Genomic DNA, 21497 nt, shown 5'->3' with positions numbered 1-21497 from the left:
TTCGCTCGCGGAGAGCAGGGTCGCTGCACACTCCCCCTTCACCCCGACTGCCGCACCCGCTAGCGCAATCGGTAGCCCATTCCGCGGACGGTCTCGATGCGGTCGGCGCCGAACTTGCCCCGCAGATAGCGCACGTAGACGTCGACGACGTTCGATCCCGGGTCGAAGTCGAGACCCCACACCCTGCTGAGCAATTGCTCGCGACTGAGCACCTGGTCCGGGTGCCTCAAGAACTCCTCGGCGAGCGAGAACTCGCGAGCGGCGAGGTCCACCGTGACCCCGGCGACCGTGGCCCGCCGCGTCATCATGTCGAGTGAGAGGTCGCCGTGCCGGAGGGTCGTCGTGACCGGTTGCGCCGTCTCTCGCAACCGGAGCCGCACTCGCGCGAGCAACTCGTCGAATTTGAACGGCTTGGGGATGTAGTCGTTGGCTCCCCCGTCGAGGCCCGCGACCGTGTCGCTCGTCGAGGTGCGCGCCGTGAGCATGATGACGGGCACGACCGATCCGCTCGCGCGCAATCGTGACAACACCTCGAACCCGTCGAGCCCGGGGAGACCGACGTCCAGCAGCACGAGGTCGACCTCCGTCGACATCGCGGCTTCGAGGCCCTCCCGACCATCGGTCAGTACCGTCGTCGAGTGTCCGGCCGCTCGCAAGCCCTTGTCGATGAAACGCGAGATGCGCTCCTCGTCTTCGACGATGAGAATCCGGCTCATGGTGCGACCTTTCCTGTCGTGGAGTGCGAATCGATCGCTCGCGTGGGGGCGCTCGGGCCCCCGGGCACGACGATCCCGAATCGTGATCCGTGCTCGCCGGTCTCGAGCGACACACGGCCGCCGTGGGCTGCGGCTATGGCCGTGACGATCGCGAGGCCGAGTCCCGATCCACGGATGCCGCGACCCGCGTCGACGCGACCGAACCGCTCGAATATCCGCTCGCGGGCATCCGCGGGGATTCCCGGCCCGGCGTCGCGAACCCAGAATTCGACGGCCCCGTCGAGCTCGGAGCTCCCGAGCTCGATCATCGATCCCGCCGGCGAGTACTTGGCGGCGTTGTCGACGAGTTGCAACCACGCCTGGGTGATGCGCGCGGGGTCGATGAGCACGGTCGTCGCTGCCGACTCGGCGAGCGTCCACTCGTGGTCGACGTAGCCCTCCGCTTTCGCGAACACGTCGGCGGTGAATCGCGCGACCTCCACGGCGACGGCCGAGCTCGGCACACCCGTCGTCTCGGCGAGCGACTCGATGTCGTCGACGAGTCCCGTCATGCGGTCGAGTTCGTCGATCGCGAGGGTGCGTGTCGACTCCACCTCGTCGACGTTCGCGGCGTCGAGCAGCTCGAGGTGCCCTCGCACGATCGTGATCGGTGTCTTGAGTTCGTGGCGCACGTCGTCGAGGAGCTGGCGCTGACCCGTCATCGCGGCGTCGAGCCGATCGAGCATGTCGTTGACGGTCTCGGTGAGATCGGAGACGTCGTCGCGACCGAGAACCGGGATGCGCTCGTGACGCTCGCTCGCGGTGATGCGGGAGGCGGCGGCGCGCAACTGGCGGAGCGGGCTCAGAAGACGTCCGGCGACGAACCAGCCGACGAGACCGACCGCGACGAGCGCCCCGAGAGCCACGACGGTGTAGGTCGTGAAGGCCGCGTAGAGCTCGTCGAGCTCCGCCGTGATGTCGACCGCCGTGACGTAGATGCCTGGCACGTCGCCGGCCACGGTCACGGGAGCGGCGATGTACCTGATGTGCCCCTCGGTCGACAGCGCCGTTCCGAGCCGCACAGAGCCGTCGCTCACCTCGTCGACGACGCGCGAGACGAACGCCGGGTCACGTTCGAGGTGGATGGCGAGCTCGACACCCGGGACGAAGGTCGGCTCCCCTCCGACGATGCCGAGCGAGCTCTCGTTGCGCCCCGGCACCACGCGCGCGAGCACCGCCTCGAGAGCGTCGGCCGTCGTCGCGGGAACGGTCCCGTCTGCTCGAGCGACGACCGTGCCCTCGCCGTCGCCGCTGCCCGTCGCCGACTCCCCCGTCACGACGAAGCGCGCGGCCTCGACTCGCGAGAGCAAGCGGTCGTCGAGGTCCTGCAGGGTGCGCTCGCGCTGCACGAAGAAGGCTGTCGCTCCCGCGACCGTCATCCCGATGGCGGTCACGAGCAGGATGGTCGTGAGGATGCGGAACCGCACAGACAAGCGGGGCAGTCCCCACCGTCGAGAGAGTCGGCCGCGCATCGTCTCAGTATGGCGATCGCGACGCCCCTCCGGGCCCTCTATGAGAGCTCTCTCACGAGCGCCGGCGACCAGTCGCGAGCCTCCCGACGACTCCGATGACGACGACGAGAACGCCCGCGATGACCGCCGCGGGGGGCAGGGTGACGACGAGTACGCAGCATCCGACCCCTCCGACGACGGCGAACGCCCGTCGAGCCCCCTTTCCCGTGGCATCGAGTCGGAAGGCCGCGACGTTCGCGACGAAGTAGTACAGCAGCACCCCGAACGACGAGAAGGCGATCGCTCCGCGCACATCGGCGAGGGCGATGATCGCGACGATGACGACGGTCATCGCGACATCGGCCCGGTGCGGCACGGCGAACCGCGGATGAACGGCGCCGAGCCAGCGCGGGAGGTCGCCCCGCCTCGCCATCGCGAGCATCGTGCGACCGATTCCCGCGAGGAGGCTCACGAGAGCTCCGAGCGACGCGAGAGCGGCGCCGACGCGCACGACCGGGTCTACCCAGCTCGCTCCACTCGCGGCCACAGCGCGAGCGAGGGGGTCGGCTGATTCCGCGACCCCCGCCGCCCCCAGGGCGCCGAGCAGCGTTACGGCGATGCCCCCGTAGACGATCACGACTATCCCGAACGCGATGACGATGGCGCGGGGAATCGTGCGGCGCGGGTCGACGACCTCCTCGCCGAGGGTCGCGATGCGGGCGTAGCCCGCGAAGGCGAAGAACAGGAGCCCCGCGGACTGCAGAACGCCGTAGGGACCGCTCGCGAGGAGGTCGGACTGGTCGAGAGACCACGAGGCGGTCGGGCCGAGCAGGATCGCCGACACGGCCACGACGAGGGCGACGACGACGAGGGCGACGAGAACCTTCGTGACCGCCGCCGTCTTCGTGATGCCGCGGTAGTTCACGATCGCGAGCGCGACGACGGCGGCGATCGCGACGACCCTGCTCCACCCCTCGGGCGCCGCGTACGCCGCGAAGGTCAGAGCCATCGCGGCGCAACTCGCGATCTTGCCGATCACGAACGACCAGCCGGCGACGAACCCCCACCAGGCGCCGAGAACCTCTCGCCCGTAGGCGTAGGTCCCTCCCGACGTCGGGAAGCGCGCCGCCAGGACCGCTGACGACATCGCGTTGCCGAGCGCGACGACACCGGCCACGACGAGTCCGATGAGCAAGCCGTTGCCGGCGGCCGCGGCGGCGGGCGTGAACGCGGCGAACACGCCCGCGCCGATCATCGATCCGAGACCGATCACGACCGCGTCGGGGGTTCGCAATCGACGGGAGAGTTCTCCGGGTGCGGTCATGCGGTCACCCTAGGGGCGCGCGGTGAACACCGCGGCCACCGACCGGGCGTCACACGAACGGGCCGTGACCGCGCGCGAACTCGTCGAACGCGAGGCCGTAGCCCGCGCACACCGGATCGATGCTCGACCTCACCGACTCGTCGAGCGGCCCCCGCGTGACCCCCGCCGCGACCCACGACGCGCTCGCCGCCGCAACGGCCCCGATGACGGCGAAGGAGAATGATCGAGCGAGGGGGTGGTCGGGCGCACGGTCGAGGCGAGGTGCGACGAAGGCGCTCACGGTCGCGGCCTGCGCGGTGAACCGCGCGATCCCCGACACCGAGAGCTCGTCGCGCGTGCCCATCACGTCGGCGTGCGTCACGGCCCACGGCACAGCGTCGGGACCGAAACCTCGGGCGGCCGCGAGGAGCGCCGAGCGCACCGCATCCACGACGGGCACGTCAGTCGGTTGCGCCGCGAGTTCTGCGGCGAGGGCCGCGGCGCGCGAGTCGAAGGCGACCCAGAGCACATCGCTCTTGGCCTGGAAGTAGTTGAAGAAGGTGTTGCGACTGACCCCGGCTCGCAACGCGATCTCCTCGACCGTCGTGCGCGCGTATCCCTGCTCGAGGAAGAGCTCTTCGGCGGCGCTCTCGAGTGTCTCGGCCGACGAGGCTCGGGGCCGGCCGGGAGAACTCGCGCGAGAGGGAATTCTGACCCCTCCCGTGAGTTGCAATAATGGACCGCGCCTAAGAATGGGCGAATCCCACCAGCGGCAGCTTAACCGAGCTTTCCCGATCGTGCCCGAAGGACCCCGTGACTACAACTCCGATCGCCCCCGACGTCGTTCCTGTCTCCGATCAGAAGACGGCCCGCCGCGCCGTGCGGGCCTCCTTCGTCGGAACCTCCCTCGAGTCGTACGACTTCTACGTCTTCGCCTACTTCAGCGCGATCTTCTCCGCCCCGCTGTTCTTCCCCGACATCGACCCCGCTGTCGCGACGATCAGCGCGTTCTCGCTGCTCGCCCTCTCGTACGTGGTCCGCCCTCTCGGCGCGATCATCTTCGGCAATCTCGGTGACCGGATCGGACGCCGCAAGACCCTGCTCATCACGATCACGATCATGGGTGTCGCGACGGGCGCGATCGGGCTGCTGCCGAGCTACGCGACGATCGGACTGTGGGCACCCCTCCTGCTGACGCTCCTCCGCGTCGTGCAGGGACTCTCCCTCGGTGGCGAGTGGGGTGGGTCGATCCTCGTCGCCGTCGAGCACGCGTCTCCGCGTCGTCGCGGACTCTACGCCGCCCTGCCCCAGCTCGGGTCGCCCGTCGGCACGATCCTCACGGGGTCGATCTTCCTCTTCCTCACCGCCGTCCTCAGCGCCGAAGACATGCTCGAGTGGGGATGGCGCATCCCGTTCCTGCTCGCGTTCCCGCTTCTCGCCGTCTCGCTCTACCTGCGCATCGCGATCGACGAGACACCCCTCTTCAAATCGCTCCTCGCGGCGGACAAGCGCGAGCGGATCCCCGTGCTCGCCGTCTTCCGTCGTCACCCGCTCGGTGTCGCCGTCGCGATCGCGGCAGCGCTCCTCGGCATCGGTTCGTACTCGCTCATGAACACGTACACGATCAGCTACGGCGTGGCGACTCTCGGCTTCGACTATCAGGAACTGTTCACCGCGACCCTCATCGGCAGCTCGCTGCAACTCGTCACGATCCCCCTCTTCGGGCTGCTCGCGAACCGCATCGGCTCCGCCCGTGTGGTCGCGATCGGCGCGGCAGGCACGCTCCTCATCACCTTCCCGATGTACTTCGTGCTGCAGTTCGCGACGTTCCCGATCCTCGTCGCGACGATGATCATCGGCGGGATCCTGCCGACGCTCAGTTGGGCGGGCCTCGGCGGTCTCATGGCCGACATCTTCGGCGGGCCCATCCGATACTCGGCACTCTCGATCGCGTACAGCATCGCGGCGGTCATCTCCGGGCTCGTCCCCGTGACCACGCAGGCCCTCTCGATCGCGACGGATGCCGCGTGGTGGCACCCGGGCATCGTGCTCGCGACACTCTCGATCTTCACCCTCGCCGCCTCGATCATCGCGGCGCGCTGGGGCCGCCCCGTCGACGCACCCGAGGTCATCGACGCCGACGAGCGCCGGTTGGTGCGCACCCGCGGGGCCGCTTAGGCTCAGTTCGACCGCGGGCACGCCGCACAGACGACGGAGGCCGCAATGAGCGACGACACCCCCACCGAGCGCTTCGACCCGCGGCGGGGTCGCGGTGACGCCGAACCCGGGGACCGCGGAACCGGCGATGCCGCATCCGACACTCCCGCTGATGCCACGTCGTCGGACGACGCCGCGACGGAAGCCTTCGTCGTCGACAGCGGAGACGCTCCGACGAGGCTTTTGCCGCAATCGTCGACACCGTCGGCAGCGCCCGCTGACCAGCCGCCCACCGCCGCGCCGGCCACCGAGCGCCTCGGCGACGACGCGCCGACGGAGTTCATCGCCCGCACGCCCCCGAGCGCACCGAGGCCCGAATCCGTGCGACCGTCGACGAAGAAGACGACGACGCCCCCCGCTCGATCCCACGGACTCCGGATCGCCCTCATCCTCCTCGCGGCTCTCATCGTCATCGGTCTCGCCGTGCTCGCCCTCGTGCTCGCCACGCGCGATGACGACTCCGCCCCCGTGACCGAGCCGTCCGCCACCGCTGAGCCCTCGGCCGAACCGGAGCCCACGGAGGAGACGAGCGAGCCGGCACCCGAGCCCGCGCCGGAGCCCGAGACGACCGAGCCGCCCGCTCCCGACCCCGCCCAGAGCGCGAGGTTCACGAGCTTCACCCCCGCCGACGGATCGACGATCGCGTGCCCCGATGAGACCACTCGCGTGCCCCTCGTCTTCGAGTGGTCGAGCGAAGGTGCCGTGCGCGCGTTCATCGCCGTCGGGGTCGACGACGCCGCCGCGGCCCCGCAGGCCGAGGTCGAGCCGAGCGGGTCGTACACGGATTTCGAGTTCGACTGCTCGCTCGAGAGCGAGATCTACACGGTGACCCTCGACAACGACGCGGGTGTGCTCGTCAACGGCACCGTGACCCTCGTGCGCGAGCTCGGATGACGCCCCGAGCGATACGATGAAGTGACCCCACACTCAGGCACCACCACTGTTCGTTGACTCGGTGCCGCACATACCGAATCGGAGCGACCGTGACCTCGACTATGCCTGACAAGCCCGCCCTCGAAGGTCTCGAGTCGAAGTGGGGCGCAGTCTGGCAGAACGACGGCACCTACGATTTCGACCGGTCCGCCGCGGTCGCGGCAGGGCCGTCCGGCGTCTTCTCGATCGACACTCCCCCGCCCACGGCGTCGGGGAGCCTCCACATCGGTCACGTGTTCAGCTACACCCACATGGACCTCAGCGCGCGCTTCCGGCGCATGCGCGGCGACCAGATCTTCTACCCGATGGGGTGGGACGACAACGGTCTCCCCACGGAGCGACGCGTGCAGAACTATTACGGCGTGCGCTGCGATCCGAGCATCGCGTACGACGCCGACTTCGTTCCGCCGCTCGAGGGCGGCGAGAACGCCTCGAGCAAGGCCGCAGACCAGGTCCCCATCTCCCGCCGCAACTTCATCGAGCTGTGCGAGAGGCTCACGATCGAAGACGAGAAACAGTTCGAGGATGTCTGGCGCACCCTTGGTCTCTCGGTCGACTGGTCGCAGACCTACCGCACGATCGGCGATGACGCACAGACGGTCGCGCAGCGCGCGTTCCTGCGCAACCTCGCTCGCGGCGAGGCGTACCAGGCCGACGCACCGACGCTGTGGGACATCACGTTCCGCACCGCGGTCGCGCAAGCCGAGCTCGAAGACAAAGAGCAACCGGCCGCGTACCACCGTGTCGCCTTCCACCGCCCCGACGGCACCGACGTGCACATCGAGACGACGCGCCCCGAACTGCTCCCCGCGTGTGTGGCGCTCGTGGCGCATCCCGACGACGAGCGATACCAGCACTTGTTCGGCACGACCGTGACGACCCCGCTCTTCGAGGTCGAGGTGCCCGTCGTCGCGCACCACCTCGCCCAGAAAGACAAGGGGTCGGGCATCGCGATGATCTGCACCTTCGGCGACGTCACCGACGTCGTGTGGTGGCGTGAACTCGACCTCCCGAACCGCACCGTCATCGGTTCCGACGGCCGGCTCGTCGCCGACGCCCCCGAGGCCATCACGAGCGCGCCGGGTCGGGCGTTCTACGAGGAACTCGCGGGCAAGACCGTGTTCAGCGCCAAAAAGCGCATCGTCGAGCTGCTGGGCGGGAGCGGCGAGATGATCGGCGAACCGCGGCCGATCACCCACTCGGTCAAGTTCTTCGAGAAGGGTGATCGCCCCCTCGAGATCATCTCGACGAGGCAGTGGTACATCCGCAACGGCGCGCGCGATGCCGAGTTGCGCGACACCCTCGTCGAGAGGGGCAAGCAGATCGGTTTCACCCCCGAACACATGCGCGTCCGCTACGAGAACTGGGTGGGTGGCCTCACGGGTGACTGGCTCATCTCGCGTCAGCGCTTCTTCGGGGTGCCCATCCCGGTCTGGTACTCCCTCGACGACAACGGCGACCGGGGCGAGCCCATCGTTCCCGACGAGTCGGCCCTGCCCGTCGACCCCTCGACCGACACGGCTCCCGGGTACGACGAGTCCCAGCGCGGCGTCGCGGGCGGTTTCGCCGGCGAGGTCGACATCATGGACACGTGGGCCACCTCGTCACTCACCCCCCAGATCGCCGGCGGCTGGGAACGCGACCCCGAACTCTTCGACCTCGTGTTCCCCTACTCGCTCCGCAGTCAGGGGCAGGACATCATCCGCACCTGGCTCTTCTCGACCGTGCTGCGGTCGCAGCTCGAGCACGGAACGGTGCCGTGGACTAATGCGGGCATCTCGGGGTTCATCGTCGACCCCGACCGCAAGAAGATGTCCAAGTCGAAGGGCAATGTCGTGACCCCCGCCGCGATGCTCGACCAGCACGGCTCCGACGCCGTGCGCTACTGGGCGGCCTCGAGCAGGCTCGGAACCGACGCGGCCTTCGACCCCCAGAACCCCAAGCAGATCAAGATCGGCCGCAGGCTCGCGATCAAGGTGCTCAACGCCGCGAAGTTCGTCTACTCGTTCCCCGAGCCCGCAGTCGACGGCGGTGCCATCAACGATCTGGATGCCGACCTGCTCGCCGAGCTCGACCGCGTCGTCGGCATCGCGACCGAGGCGTTCGAGTCCTTCGATCACGCGCGAGCGCTCGAGACCACCGAGCACTTCTTCTGGACCTTCTGCGACGACTACCTCGAACTCGTCAAAGAGCGTGCCTACGGCGCGGGCACCCCGGAGGAGCAAGCGTCGGCCGTCACGACGCTCCGCACCGCCGTGGATGTCCTGCTGCGTCTCTTCGCCCCCTTCATCCCCTTCGCGACCGAAGAGGTGTGGTCGTGGACGCACGAGGGTTCGGTGCACACGGCACCGTGGCCGACCCCCTCGAGCGACGCTGCTCCGCGCGGCATCCTTCCCGCCGTGAGCGCCGCCCTCATCGGAATCCGCCGCGCCAAGACCGACGCGAAAGCCTCGCAGAAGACCCCCGTCGACTCGGCGACGATCGTGGCCCCGGCAGCGAGTCTCGCTCTCGTGAGGCTCGCGGGAGCGGACCTCGCCGCGGTCGGCCGCATCGCGGCGCTCGACTTCGCCGAGGGCGACGACCTCGCCGTCGTCGACGTGGTGTTGAGCGAGACCGACGGCTGACCGGACCCCACGACCAGAACGGACACGCCATGCAACTCGGAACTCGATGGTCGGTCGGCGATGAGCCGCCCGCGCGCCTTGCCGCCGCCGTCATCGACGCGGTGAACACGGTCGAACAGGACCTCCGCGACGTGGACACGGCGCAGTGGCGCTGGACTCTGACGTGGCTCGAGTCTCTGCCCGTCGTCGAACTCGACGACGGCACCGTCATCCGGTTCGACCCGTCGACCGACACGGCCACGACCCTGCCGCCGGCAGACGAGGATGCCGAGGCCACCGCCGACGCCGACTAGCGCCCGGGAGACCGCCGGGAGACACCTAGGCTGACCCCATGGCCGACCCCAACCCCTTCTTCGCACCGAGCACGCTGCCCTACGGCCTGCCGCCGTTCGCCGACATCCGTTTCGAGCACTTCCGGCCGGCGTTCGAGAGGGGGTTCGCCGAGCAGCTCGCCGAGATCGCCGCGATTACGAGCAACCCCGACGATCCCACCGCCGAGAACACCCTCGTGCCCCTCGAGCGCAGCGGCTGCACCCTGCACCGGGTCGCTACCGTGTTCTTCACCAAGACGGCGACCGACAGCGACCCCGCGAGCGATGAGCTCGAGACCGAACTGGCTCCCCTGCTCGCCGCCCACGCCGACGCCATCAGACTCGATGCCGCACTCTTCGCGCGTGTGCTCGCCGTCGACGAGGCTGCGGCGCACGGAGGCGCCGACCGCCTCGACCCCGAGACGGCGCGACTCGCCGAGCGCACGCGTGTCGAGATGACCCTCGCGGGGGCCGCTCTGTCCGACGACGACAAAACGATCCTCCGCGACTACAACTCTCGACTCTCGTCCCTCACGACCCGGTTCGAGAAGAATCTGCTCGCCGACACCAACAGCCTCGCGGTGCACGTCACGGACGTCGCCGACCTCGACGGTCTCGATGACAGCCAGGTCGCGGCGACCGCGCAGGCCGCGCGCGACCGCGGCCTCGACGGCTTCGTGATCACGCTCGTCCTCCCGACCGGGCACCCCTACCTCGCGTCTCTCACCGTGCGCTCGACGCGGGAACGGCTCATGACGGCCTCGCGATCACGCGGCGTTCGCGGGGGCCGATTCGACAACCGCACCCTCGTGCTCGAGATCGCGCGCATCCGGGCCGAACGCGCGACGCTCCTCGGCTTCGAGAATCACGCGGCGCTCGTCACGGCCGACGAGACGGCGAAGACACCGGAGAACGTCGCCGCCATGCTCGAGAGGCTCGCGCCCGCGGCCGCTCGCAACGCGCGGCTCGAGAAGGACGTGCTTCGCGACCACGCGCCCCACGACATCGAGGCGTGGGACTGGGCGTTCGTCACCGAGAGGGTGCGCGCGGCGACCTACGACCTCGATGTCGCCGCTCTGCGCCCCTACTTCGAGGCCGAGCGCGTCTTGCGCGACGGCGTGTTCTTCGCGGCGACACGGCTCTACGGCGTGACCTTCGCCGAGAGGCACGACCTGCAGTCGTACCACCCGGGGTCGCGCATCTTCGAGGTGCACGACGACGACGGATCGCCCGTCGGTCTCTACGCCCTCGACCTCTACACGCGGGACTCGAAGCGCGGCGGGGCGTGGATGAACTCGCTCGTGTCGCAATCGGCGCTCCTCGACCTCCCTGTCGTCGTCACCAACAACCTCAACGTTCCGAAACCGCCCGAGGGTGCACCGACACTGCTCACCCTCGACGAGGTGACGACCGTCTTCCACGAGTTCGGTCACGCGCTGCACGGGCTCTTCGCTCGCGTGACCTATCCCTCGTTCAGCGGCACGAGCGTCGGTCGCGACTTCGTCGAGTACCCGAGCCAGGTCAACGAGATGTGGAAACTGTGGCCCGAGGTGCTCGCCAACTACGCCGTGCACGTCGACACGGGCGAACCTCTCCCGGCAGACGTCGTCGATCGGTTGCGCTCATCCGGGCGGTTCAACGAGGGGTTCGCGACGAGCGAGTACCTCGCTGCCGCGATGCTCGACCAGGCGTGGCACACACTCACGCCCGCCGATTTCACGGGCCCGGATGCCGTCACCGACGTCGAGGCGTTCGAAGCCGCCGCGCTCGCGAGGTTCGGTCTCGATGACCCCGCCGTGCCTCCGCGGTACTCCAGCACGTACTTCGCCCACATCTTCTCCGGCGGGTATTCGGCGGCCTACTACTCCTACATCTGGAGCGAAGTGCTCGATGCCGAGAGCGTGCTGTGGTTCGAGGAGAACGGCGGACTCACGCGCGCCAACGGCGACCGCTTCAGGTCGAGACTCCTCGGAGTCGGCGGCTCGAGGGACCCTCTCGACTCGTTCCGCGACTTCCGTGGTCGCGACGCGACGATCGAGCCTCTGCTCGACCGCCGGGGGCTCGGCTGATCGGGAGCTCTACGCGGCGAGATCGCGCAGGGTGCGGAACTTCGTGTCGAGGTCGGGACCGCCGGGCGCGACGAGCACCTCGTTCGCGCCGGTCTGCTCGGCGAGCTCGGTGATGCGTGCTCGCACCTCGGCATTCGTGCCGATCGCCTGCAGCGCGTCGCGATCCGACGCGAAGGCCAGCTCGGCGTCCGTCCACTCGTGGGCTTCGGCTTCGGCGAGACTCGGCATCCGGCCCGGGCGCCCGCCCGACCGCAGTCGCAGACCCCAGAGGTTGCCCGGCAACGCGAGGCGGTGCGCGAGGGCGGTCTCGTCGGCGACGATGGCCGAGACGCTCACCATCGCGAGAGGAGCGTCGAGCACCGCGGACGGTTCGAAGCGCTCGCGGTAGAGCTCGAAAGCCCGCGCCGTGTCGACCCCGCCGGCGAAGTGGTGGGCGAATGCGAACGGCAGTCCGAGCATGCCCGCGAGCTGCGCGCTGTACCCGCTCGATCCGAGCAGCCACATGAGGGGCGCGTCTCCCTGGCCGGGCACCGCGACGACGGTCGACCCGACCCCGCTCTCGAGCGGAGCGATGATGCCGAAGAACGCGAGGAGTTCGACGACCTGCTGGGGGAAGTCGTCGACCGTCTCGGCGCCGACGTTGCGGCGGAGCAGTCGGGCCGTGAGGCCATCAGTGCCGGGGGCCCTCCCGAGTCCGAGGTCGATGCGGTCCCCGTGGAGTGCGACGAGGGTACCGAACTGCTCGGCGATCACGAGCGACGAGTGGTTGGGCAGCATGACGCCGCCCGAGCCGACGCGGATGCGCGTCGTGGCCGCCGCGATCGCGGCGATGAGGACCGCGGGAGCCGAGCTCGCGACCGCATCCATTCCATGGTGTTCCGCGACCCAGAATCGGCCGTAGCCGAGCTCGTCGGCGAGCTTCGCCGTCTCGATGGTCTGGGCGAGAGCGTCGGTGTGGGTCATCCCCTCACCGATCGAGGCGAGGTCGAGCACGGACAGCGGAGGAAGAGGCGAAGAAGTCATCGCCGTCTCAACCACGAACCCCGGTCGGACATTCCGCCCGGGCGCTTGCGCAGCCACAGCATGACGACGGCACCCGCGAGGAGCCCCCACAGCGCCGAGCCGACACCGCCGATGACAACGCCGCTCGTGACCACGAGAAAGGTCACGAGGGCGGCGAGCCGGTGCTCCGGCACGTCGAGCGCGCTCACGATCGCCGCGGTGAAGGCGCCGAGCAGCGCGAGTCCGGCGACCGCATTGATGAGCGCGGGAGGAGACGCCGAAACGAGTGCCGTCGCATAACCGGCCGTGAGGGCGAGGGCGAGTGACGAGACGCCGCCCGCCACAGCGGAGACCCAGCGGCGCGACGCGTCGGGGTGCGAGTCCGGTCCCGCCATGATCGCGGCGGTGATGGCCGCGAGGTTGACGGCGTGGCCGCCGAAGAATGCTCCCACCGAGGTCACGACCCCCGTCGCCATGAGCACGGATGGGGCGGGTGCGCGGTAGCCGAACGTCGTGAGCACGGCGAACCCGGGCACGTTCTGACCGGCCATCGTCACGATGAAGAGCGGGATGCCGAGGCTCGCGATGACCGCGAGGTCGAAGACCGGAGCCACGATCGCGAGGCTCGGCGAGACGAGCGTCGCCGTGGCACCGTCGGTCTGCGCGGTCAGGGCGACCGTCACGGCGGTGACCACGAGGGCCGCAGGTACCGCCCAGCGGGGGGCGAAGCGGGAGACGACGAGCCACGCCGCGATCGTCGGCAGCGCGAGCGCGGGGAGCGCGACGGCGGCGACGACGGGCGCGAGGCAGAGCGGGAACAGGATGCCCGCGAGCATGCCGCTCGCGAGAGGCTGTGGGATTCGGGTCAGGGCCTTTCCGAGCACGGGGACCGCGCCGACGACGACCACGAGCACGCCGCACACGATGAAGGCCCCCACGGCGGCCCGGAAGTCGCCCGTGATCGATTGAGCGGTGACGAGCAGGGCGGCGCCGGGCGTCGACCACGCGAAGGCGAGAGGGATGCGGTAGCAGAGGGAGAAGACGATCGACAGGAGCCCCTGCGCGACACACAGGATCAGGAGCCCGGACGCCGCTTGTTCGGCGGTCGCCCCGACCGCCGTCAACCCGGCGATGACGATCGCGAACGAACTCGCGAATCCGGTGAGGGAGCCGACGATCCCGGCGAGGACAGGCTGGACTATGGTCGAGCCGGCTCTAGGCGGACTTCTCGGTGCGCGCCGCTTCGCGCGGTACGATGGTCGGAGCCGCGTTCTCGAGCACGGACGCCCTCGTCACGATGACCCGCGAGACGTCGCTCGTCGACGGGACCTCGAACATGATGGGTCCGAGCACCTCTTCCATGATGGCGCGGAGCCCGCGGGCGCCCGTCTGGCGGAGCACCGCGAGGTCGGCGATGGCTTCGAGAGCCTCCCGATCGAACTCGAGCTCGACGCCGTCGATCTCGAACATGCGCTGATACTGACGAACGAGGGCGTTCTTCGGCTCGGTGAGGATGGCCATGAGCGCCACCTGATCGAGTTGGGTCACGGTCGTGACGACGGGCAGTCGCCCGATGAACTCGGGGATGAGGCCGAACTTGTGGAGGTCTTCCGGCAGGACCTCGCCGAAGAGATTCACGTCGTCGCCCTTGCTGTGCAGAGGGGCACCGAAACCGATGCCCTTCTTTCCGGCCCGGTTGGAGATGATGTCTTCGAGCCCTGCGAACGCTCCCGCGACGATGAAGAGCACGTTGGTCGTGTCGACCTGGATGAACTCCTGGTGCGGATGCTTGCGCCCTCCCTGCGGGGGCACAGACGCGACGGTGCCCTCGAGGATCTTGAGGAGCGCTTGCTGCACACCCTCGCCCGAGACATCCCTCGTGATCGACGGGTTCTCGGCCTTGCGCGCGATCTTGTCGATCTCGTCGATGTAGATGATGCCCGTCTCGGCGCGCTTGACGTCGTAGTCGGCGGCCTGGATGAGCTTGAGCAGGATGTTCTCGACGTCTTCGCCCACGTAGCCCGCCTCGGTGAGCGCCGTAGCGTCGGCCACCGCGAACGGCACGTTGAGGCGCTTCGCGAGAGTCTGCGCGAGGTAGGTCTTTCCGCACCCGGTCGGACCGATGAGGAGGATGTTCGACTTCGCGATCTCGACGTCGTCGACGAGGGTGTCGGCCGACGTGATGGTGTTGCGGGCGCGGATGCGCTTGTAGTGGTTGTAGACGGCGACCGAAAGAGCGCGTTTCGCGGGCTCCTGCCCGATGACGTATTCCTCGAGGAAGTCGAAGATCTCGCGGGGCTTGGGGAGATCGAACTCGCTCGCGACCTCATCGCCGGCTTCGGCGAGACGCTCCTCGATGATCTCGTTGCACAGTTCGACGCACTCGTCGCAGATGTAGACCCCGGGGCCAGCGATGAGCTGCTGCACCTGCTTCTGGCTCTTGCCGCAGAACGAACACTTGAGCAGATCTGCGCTCTCACCGATTCGAGCCATGCGCCCGGCCTCCCCTTGGTTCAGTCACCCCGGCGTGGACCGAACATTCTTACGTCGTGTATCGAAACGTGCTACTGATTCGAGCCTAACCCGTGCGACCGACAGTCATGGGCAACCACCCCGATTGTTAACCCGCGTCACGACGGCGCCGGTCCAGGCGCGCGATCGGGGCGGGGTCGGCACGCGTGCAGGCGGAGGTCGCGCGCGTCCCCTACCCTGGAGTGGCTCCGAACCGAAGGATCCGTATGCCGTCGCCCACTCGCACTCGCCTCACGACCGCGGCGCTCGTCGCCGGCGCCGCGACCCTCGCCGGTGTCGCGACCCTCGCCGCCCCGGCGTCTGCCCACAACTACCTCGTGTCGTCGACGCCCGAAGCCGACAGCGTGCTCACCGAACTGCCCGAGCGATTCGACATCACGACGAACGACCTGCTGCTCGACCTCGGCGACGGCTCGGACGCCTTCGTCTTGAGGGTCTCCGACGCCGACGGCCTCTTCTACGGCGACGGGTGCGTCGACGTCGATGGACCGACGATGTCGACGCCCGCAGCCCTCGGGCCCGCGGGGGACTACACGGTCGACTGGCAGATCGTGTCGATCGACGGCCACCCCGTCGCGGACTCCTTCGAGTTCGAGTGGGACCCGAGCGACCCCTCGGTCGCGACCGAAGGCAGCGCCGAGCCGCCCGTGTGCGGTGCTGCGGCACCTGAGCCGAGCGCATCCGCCTCTCCGGACGACAGCGACTCCCCCGACGGCGCGACCGACGAGGCAGCCGACCAGCCGGGCGACGACACGGCCGACCCGAGCGCCGAGCCCACCGAGCCCACGACCGCGACGGATTCCCTCTCGACGGTGCTGTGGGTCGGGGGCATCGCCCTCGTGATCGCGGCCCTCGTCACGCTCGGCGTGAAGTTCGCCCGCGCGAAGCGCACGGGCTCGCGCCGCGACGACACCGACTGACCGCGTCAATACGACGAAGCCCGCACACGACGAAGCCCGCCGGTCTCCCGGCGGGCTTCATCGTTATCGGTGGAACCTACTGCACGAGTGCGGCGGGCGCCTGGATGTTCTTGCGCGAGGTCAACACCTGGTCGATGAGACCGTACTCGAGGGCGGCATCCGCTCCGAGGATCTTGTCGCGATCGATGTCTTTGTTGACCTGCTCGACGCTGCGGTTCGAGTGGTGCGCGAGCGTCGACTCGAGCCACGTGCGCATGCGGAGGATCTCCTGCGCCTGGATCTCGATGTCCGACGCCTGGCCGCGGCCCGCGTCGCCCGTCGAGGGCTGGTGGATGAGGATGCGCGCGTTCGGCAGCGCGAGGCGCTTGCCGGGGGTTCCCGCAGCGAGGAGCACTGCGGCAGCCGACGCCGCCTGACCGAGGCACACCGTCTGGATCTGCGGACGGATGTACTGCATCGTGTCGTAGATCGCCGTCATGGCCGTGAACGAGCCGCCGGGTGAGTTGATGTACATGACGATGTCGCGGTCGGGGTCCTGGCTCTCGAGAACGAGGAGCTGCGCCATGACGTCGTCGGCCGACGCGTCGTCGACCTGCACACCGAGGAACACGATGCGGTCTTCGAAGAGCTTCGCGTAGGGGTCTTGACGCTTGTACCCGTAGGCCGTGCGCTCCTCGAAGGTCGGGAGGATGTAGCGGGACTCGGCCACGGGGCCTGCGTTACCGCCGAAGGAAGAGATGTCCATGGTGTCTTTCTGCCTTAGTTGGAGCTGTCGGGAGTCTCGGACGAGTGCTCTGGGAGGTCGCCGGTTCCCTGGCCCGCGTCGGGTTCGGTCGAAACCGTCTTCTCGGTGACGCTCTCGTCGGTTCCGCCGCCGCCGATGACGTCGGACGCGAACTCGCGGAGGTGATCGACGAAGCCGTACTCGAGGGCTTCCTGCGCCGTGAACCAGTTGTCACGGTCGTTGTCGATGAGGATCTGCTCGATCGGCTTGCCGACCTGCTCGGCGGTCAGTTCCGCCATCCTCTGCTTCATGTCGAGGATGACCTTGGCCTGGGTCTGGATGTCGGCCGAGGTGCCACCGAAGCCTCCGGACGGCTGGTGGAGGAGGACACGCGCGTTCGGGGTGATGTATCGCTTGCCCTTGGTGCCCGACGAGAGCAGGAACTGCCCCATCGAGGCGGCGAGGCCGATGCCCACCGTGACGATGTCGTTCGGCACGAACTTCATCGTGTCGTAGATCGCCATTCCCGCGGTGATCGAACCACCGGGGCTGTTGATGTAGAGGAAGATGTCGCGTTCGGGATCCTCCGCTGCCAGCAGCAGGATCTTTGCGCAGATCTCGTTGGCGTTGTCGTCACGCACCTCTGACCCGAGCCAGATGATGCGGTCCTTGAGGAGTTGGTCGAAAATGCTCGAGACCAATGCCGGTTGGGCCATGGTTGCGCTCCGTTTCAGTTATCGCTTGTGTCGAATCTATCGGGAACAACGCGGCCACATCGGGCTGTTCGCCCTGGGCAGATACCCGCGCGGGCTCACCCGCCCGACAGACGCCGAACGGCCCGCCGCTTTCGCGACGGGCCGTGGGCCGAGCAGGAGTTCGGGGTCGATCAGTGCTGGTGTCCGGCGTGGTCGTGACCCTCGTGATCCTCGTCGTCGTCTCCGCCGCCGGAGACGTCGTCGGCCGAGATGATCGCGCTGTCGTCGTCGACCATTACGGGCTCGGTGAACGACGAGATGTCGACGGCGTTGCCGTCGGCATCCACGACCTTGGCCTTGTTGAGCACGGTCGCGAGAGCCTTGCCGCGAGCGACCTCCCCGATCATGCCGGGGATCTGGCCGTTCTGGTCGAGGATCTTGATGAACTCGCCCGGCTCCATGTTGTACTGCGCAGCGCCCTGGATGAGGTACTGCGTGAGCTCGTTCTGGCTCACCTTGATCTCTTCCTTCTCGGCGATCGCGTCGAGGAGGATCTGGCTGCGGAACGTCTTCTCGCTCGCTTCGGTCACCTCGGCGCGGTGCTCGTCGTCTTCGAGGCGGTTCTCGTTCTCGAGGTGACGGTGCACCTCGTCTTCGACGAGCTTCGCGGGAACGGGGATGTCGACCTTCTCGAGGAGGCGGTCGACGATCTGGTCGCGCGCCTGGGTGCCCTGGCCGAAGACCTTCGACTTCGAGACCTGCTCCTGCAGGTCTGCCTTGAGCTCGTCGATCGTGTCGAACTGGCTCGCGATCTGCGCGAAGTCGTCGTCGGCCGCGGGGAGCTCGCGCTCCTTGACGGCGAGGAGCGTCACGGTGATCTGTGCGGTCTGGCCCTCGTTGTCGCCCCCGAGGAGCTTCGACTCGAAGGTCGTGGTCTCGCCGGCGCTGAGCGCGTCGAGTGCCTCGTCGATGCCGTCGATGAGGTCGCCGGAGCCGACCTCGTAGGAGATGCCGCTCGCCGTGTCGACCTCGGTGTCGTCGATCATGGCGACGAGGTCGATCTGCGCGAAGTCGCCGGTCTTGGCCGGGCGGTCGACGGTCACGAGGGTGCCGAAGCGCGTGAGGAGGTTGTTGAGCTCGGTCTCGACCTCGTCGTCGTCGACGGTGATCGCGTCGACCGTGAGCTCGAGGCCGTCGGTCTCGGGGAGCTCGAAGTCGGGGCGCACGTCGACCTCGACGACGATGACGAGGTCACCGCTGAAGTCCTTGATGTCGGGCAGCTCGGTGACGTCGGCTTCGGGGCGACCGAGGGGGCGCACCTTCTCCTCTTTCACGGCCTGGCGGTAGAACTTGTCGAGACCGTCGCTCACGGCATGCTGCAGCACCTCGCCGCGCCCGACGCGCTGGTCGATGATGGGCGGCGGCACCTTGCCCTTGCGGAAACCGGGGATGTTGACCGACTCGGCGATGTGGCCGTAAGCGTGGTCGACGCTCGGCTTCAACTCCTCGGGGGTCACCGCGATGGTGAGCTTGACGCGCGTGGGGTTCAGCTTCTCGACCGTGGTCTTCACGATGGATTCTCCTGTTTTCGACGTACTGGGTACTGGACTTCGCCGTACTGGATGGGTGGGTTTTCGACTTCGTGGGGTTGCCGGAGGCACCGCGTCGGGGCGACAGGATTCGAACCTGCGACCTCTCGGTCCCAAACCGAGCGCTCTACCAAGCTGAGCTACGCCCCGGTTCTGCGTTCCATCGTGCACAACGCAGCACCGACTGGTTCCGATCAGCTGTCACCTGAAATTTGGCCTCGGCAAGTCTAGCCGAGCGAGGCGACGCGCGGTGCCAGCGGAATGTATTAGGCTGATGGTCGCACTCATCGGCTTCGGCTGATTTTTGCGGGGATGTAGCTTAGTGGTAAAGCCTCAGTCTTCCAAACTGATGATGCGAGTTCGATTCTCGTCATCCCCTCTCCTGTTCGATCACGTCAGAGCTGTGCTCCGCCTTGCGATCACCGCCCCCCCGTTCGGGGTACTGCCGTGTCCTCCTTTGTGAGGACTAATCTGGGTACACCCCCAACCGCACCCCGATTCGCTGCACGGTTCAGCACACGCCGCACCCGCTAGGCCCCCGCGGCAGGCCACCCCCCGGAGCACACCCATGTCTTCAGCGCCCGCATCCCTCGCCCCCGCCGGTTGGTACACCGACCCCCTCGGACTCCCCCAGTTGCGCTGGTGGAACGGCTCGAGCTGGACCAACCAGATCGACGAGCCGAGCGTCGAACTCCAGGTGTCACGGCAGTTCCGGGTGTCGTTCGTCGACTCCCCCGACGCCGCCTGACGGCTCGGCGCACACGCCGTTCGTCAGCTCGGCTGCACTCCCGGGAGCTCGGCGGTCGCCACGGTCTCGCCGCTCGCATCCCGGATCTCGACGAGCTCGACGGATTCGCGGAGGACCGCGGCGTTCATCGAGCACTCGATGAGAGCGGTGCTGCCGAGGAAGGTGCCCGATTCCGACTCGGTTCCGTCGGTGGCGACGAGCACGACCGCGTACCTGTCGGTCTCGAGTCCGTCGATCTCGAGCACCGTCTCCGTGCCCCACGTGTGTGCGACGACGCTCCCCTCGACCTGAACGCCCGAGGGTTCGCCGACGAAATCGACCGTCTCGATCGCCCCGAGGGTTCCCGGACCGCCGGTGGGTGGCGCGTCGATCACCGCTTGGGTTGCGAGAGCCGAGCCTGCGCCGAGGGCGATGCACGCGGCGGCAGCGGCGACGAGAACCACGCGGCGACGCAGCGATCCCGGAACCCGGCGTCTCAGGGTCTCGGCGGTGAGCGGCGGGACGGCCGAGAGCGGTGTCACCCCGTCCGCCCGCACTGCGGCGGTGATGCGGTCGCCGAGGGCGACCGACGGCTCGTGCTCGATCCATCCACCGAGGGCCCGAACACGTGTGGCCGCCTCGGCCAGCCGGACGATCTCCGCGTCGACACCGGGATCGGCTGCACGCAGCGTCTCGAGTGCGCGCTCATCGTCGGCGGTGAGCTCCCCCGCGATCGCGGCGGAGACGAGCCGGGCGCGTTCGTCGTCGTGAGTCACGAGGGGCTCCTGTCGTTGTGGGGATCGTCGGCGGTGTCGAGGTGTTCGCGGAGCGCCCGCAAACCGTAGAACGCCCGCGTTCGCAGCGTCGTCGCTCCGACGCCCGTGCGCGCCGCGAGCTCGGCGTAGGACTCCCCGTGAAGGTGCACCGCGACGACGGCGAGACGGTGCTCGGCGCTGAGCTTCGCGAGCGCCTCGAGCACGCGCAGGCGCTCGAGCTCGTCGGTGCCGACATCCGCCAGGTCTGCGAGGTCGGCACTGTCGGAGATCTTCGGCATCCGCTGCAGCGACCGCCGCGAATCGATGATCACGTTGCGGGCGATCGCGAAGAGCCAGGTACGTGTCGATGCCTTCGCGGGGTCGAAGCTCTCGCGAGCCCGCCACGCCTTGAGAAACGTCTCCTGCACGCAGTCTTCGGCGAGCTCCCGGTCGCCGAGCGCGTTGATCGCGAAACCGAAGAGGCTCGCACCGTGCTCGTCGTAGGCCGACGACACGTCGAAGTCGACACCGGCAGGCGTGGTGGGAACGGCGCTGCGCGACTCGACAGCACCCGGCGACTCGACAGCACCCGGCGACTCGACAGCGGGGGGCACCGCGGCGAGCCCTCGGCCGGTCGCACGGGAGGAGCGATGCTTCCAGAACGGGGTACCCGAAGCACTCAGGGTGATCACACTCCTGCTCTGCACGTCGGTCACAAGACCCTCTCACCCTAAGTCAGCCGGTCCGGGTCGATCGGTACGAGGGGATACGTCGGAGCGGGCGGATTCGTTCATCCGCTCTCCCATGACGCAGGCAATGACGCCGATGAAAAAGATTCTCCGAATCGGATGAACGGATGCCCGGGCCTCGACGTACCCCCTCGTAATCGG

19 protein-coding genes and 2 tRNA genes are annotated in these 21497 nt (G+C 68.4%); 8 read left to right on the top strand and 13 right to left on the bottom strand.

The window, feature by feature from the left end; genetic code table 11:
- Positions 1-59 precede the first annotated feature (59 nt).
- Genes ACLHIH_RS02585 through ACLHIH_RS02570 form a run of 4 tightly spaced genes read right to left on the bottom strand, consistent with a single transcriptional unit; the run spans position 60 to position 4242 of the window.
- Complete coding sequence (locus ACLHIH_RS02585) at positions 60-716, bottom strand: response regulator transcription factor (protein WP_411315148.1); 657 nt, start codon at positions 714-716, stop codon at positions 60-62.
- Positions 713-2227, bottom strand: coding sequence for an ATP-binding protein (locus ACLHIH_RS02580; protein ID WP_411315147.1), 1515 nt, complete (start codon positions 2225-2227; stop codon positions 713-715). The genes ACLHIH_RS02585 and ACLHIH_RS02580 overlap by 4 nt, the downstream gene beginning before the upstream one ends.
- A 52-nt stretch (positions 2228-2279) precedes the next feature.
- A complete protein-coding gene (locus ACLHIH_RS02575; protein WP_411315146.1) occupies positions 2280-3530 on the bottom strand; it encodes an APC family permease in 1251 nt (416 codons plus the stop codon).
- A gap of 49 nt (positions 3531-3579) precedes the next feature.
- Positions 3580-4242 carry a TetR/AcrR family transcriptional regulator gene (locus ACLHIH_RS02570; RefSeq protein ID WP_411315145.1) on the bottom strand — a complete coding sequence of 221 codons (663 nt, stop codon included), beginning with the start codon at positions 4240-4242 and terminating at the stop codon, positions 3580-3582.
- Between the two features lie 80 nt (positions 4243-4322).
- Here ACLHIH_RS02570 and ACLHIH_RS02565 point away from each other — a divergent pair, with 80 nt between their 5' ends.
- From ACLHIH_RS02565 to ACLHIH_RS02545, 5 genes are all read left to right on the top strand, one after another.
- Positions 4323-5687: an MFS transporter gene (locus ACLHIH_RS02565; RefSeq protein WP_411315144.1), complete on the top strand. Its 1365-nt coding sequence runs from the start codon at positions 4323-4325 to the stop codon at positions 5685-5687.
- Between the two features lie 45 nt (positions 5688-5732).
- Positions 5733-6620, top strand: a complete 888-nt coding sequence (locus tag ACLHIH_RS02560; protein WP_411315143.1) for a hypothetical protein — start codon at positions 5733-5735, stop codon at positions 6618-6620.
- Positions 6621-6721: 101 nt separating this feature from the next.
- Positions 6722-9283, top strand: a complete 2562-nt coding sequence (gene valS, locus ACLHIH_RS02555; protein ID WP_411315142.1) for a valine--tRNA ligase — start codon at positions 6722-6724, stop codon at positions 9281-9283.
- 29 nt (positions 9284-9312) lie between these two features.
- A complete protein-coding gene (locus tag ACLHIH_RS02550; RefSeq protein ID WP_411315141.1) occupies positions 9313-9576 on the top strand; it encodes a hypothetical protein in 264 nt (87 codons plus the stop codon).
- Between the two features lie 38 nt (positions 9577-9614).
- Complete coding sequence (locus ACLHIH_RS02545; protein ID WP_411315140.1) at positions 9615-11663, top strand: M3 family metallopeptidase; 2049 nt, start codon at positions 9615-9617, stop codon at positions 11661-11663.
- A gap of 9 nt (positions 11664-11672) precedes the next feature.
- On the opposite strand, the gene ACLHIH_RS02540 is transcribed toward ACLHIH_RS02545, so the two are convergent.
- Genes ACLHIH_RS02540 through clpX form a run of 3 tightly spaced genes read right to left on the bottom strand, consistent with a single transcriptional unit; the run spans position 11673 to position 15158 of the window.
- Positions 11673-12686, bottom strand: a complete 1014-nt coding sequence (locus ACLHIH_RS02540) for an LLM class flavin-dependent oxidoreductase (RefSeq protein ID WP_411315139.1) — start codon at positions 12684-12686, stop codon at positions 11673-11675.
- Positions 12683-13867, bottom strand: coding sequence for a benzoate/H(+) symporter BenE family transporter (locus ACLHIH_RS02535; RefSeq protein WP_411316293.1), 1185 nt, complete (start codon positions 13865-13867; stop codon positions 12683-12685). Before ACLHIH_RS02535 ends, ACLHIH_RS02540 begins: the two co-directional genes overlap by 4 nt.
- 13 nt (positions 13868-13880) lie before the next feature.
- Positions 13881-15158: an ATP-dependent Clp protease ATP-binding subunit ClpX gene (gene clpX, locus ACLHIH_RS02530; protein WP_411315138.1), complete on the bottom strand. Its 1278-nt coding sequence runs from the start codon at positions 15156-15158 to the stop codon at positions 13881-13883.
- Positions 15159-15403: 245 nt separating this feature from the next.
- Between clpX and ACLHIH_RS02525 the strand changes: the two genes are divergently transcribed.
- The gene (locus tag ACLHIH_RS02525; protein ID WP_411315137.1) at positions 15404-16117 is read left to right on the top strand and encodes a copper resistance protein CopC; all 714 of its coding nucleotides are present in this window, start codon (positions 15404-15406) and stop codon (positions 16115-16117) included.
- Between the two features lie 76 nt (positions 16118-16193).
- Here ACLHIH_RS02525 and ACLHIH_RS02520 read toward each other — a convergent pair whose 3' ends face one another.
- The 4 genes from ACLHIH_RS02520 to ACLHIH_RS02505 form a co-directional block, all read right to left on the bottom strand.
- Positions 16194-16862 (bottom strand): ATP-dependent Clp protease proteolytic subunit, encoded by a 669-nt coding sequence (locus ACLHIH_RS02520; RefSeq protein WP_411315136.1) that lies wholly within the window; start codon positions 16860-16862, stop codon positions 16194-16196.
- Positions 16863-16876: 14 nt separating this feature from the next.
- On the bottom strand, positions 16877-17557 hold the full coding sequence (locus ACLHIH_RS02515; protein WP_411315135.1) for an ATP-dependent Clp protease proteolytic subunit: 681 nt from the start codon (positions 17555-17557) through the stop codon (positions 16877-16879).
- Between the two features lie 170 nt (positions 17558-17727).
- On the bottom strand, positions 17728-19107 hold the full coding sequence (gene tig, locus ACLHIH_RS02510) for a trigger factor (protein WP_411315134.1): 1380 nt from the start codon (positions 19105-19107) through the stop codon (positions 17728-17730).
- A gap of 94 nt (positions 19108-19201) precedes the next feature.
- Positions 19202-19275: transfer RNA gene (locus tag ACLHIH_RS02505), tRNA-Pro, on the bottom strand.
- Between the two features lie 158 nt (positions 19276-19433).
- On the opposite strand from ACLHIH_RS02505, the gene ACLHIH_RS02500 reads away from it, so the two are divergent.
- Together ACLHIH_RS02500 and ACLHIH_RS02495 are read left to right on the top strand one after the other, a co-directional pair.
- A tRNA-Gly gene (locus tag ACLHIH_RS02500) sits at positions 19434-19504 on the top strand.
- A 189-nt stretch (positions 19505-19693) separates the two neighbouring features.
- Positions 19694-19873, top strand: a complete 180-nt coding sequence (locus tag ACLHIH_RS02495; RefSeq protein WP_411315133.1) for a DUF2510 domain-containing protein — start codon at positions 19694-19696, stop codon at positions 19871-19873.
- Between the two features lie 23 nt (positions 19874-19896).
- On the opposite strand, the gene ACLHIH_RS02490 is transcribed toward ACLHIH_RS02495, so the two are convergent.
- Both ACLHIH_RS02490 and ACLHIH_RS02485 read right to left on the bottom strand, forming a co-directional pair.
- Positions 19897-20628 (bottom strand): hypothetical protein, encoded by a 732-nt coding sequence (locus tag ACLHIH_RS02490; protein WP_411315132.1) that lies wholly within the window; start codon positions 20626-20628, stop codon positions 19897-19899.
- A complete protein-coding gene (locus tag ACLHIH_RS02485; protein ID WP_411315131.1) occupies positions 20625-21323 on the bottom strand; it encodes an RNA polymerase sigma factor in 699 nt (232 codons plus the stop codon). Before ACLHIH_RS02485 ends, ACLHIH_RS02490 begins: the two co-directional genes overlap by 4 nt.
- Between the last annotated feature and the right edge of the window lie 174 nt (positions 21324-21497).

This window comes from Marisediminicola sp. LYQ134 (assembly GCF_046599635.1).
Taxonomy (GTDB): Bacteria; Actinomycetota; Actinomycetes; order Actinomycetales; family Microbacteriaceae; genus Marisediminicola.
The sequence above is the reverse complement of the archived record's forward strand: the minus strand, read 5'-3'. Positions and strand labels throughout refer to the sequence as shown.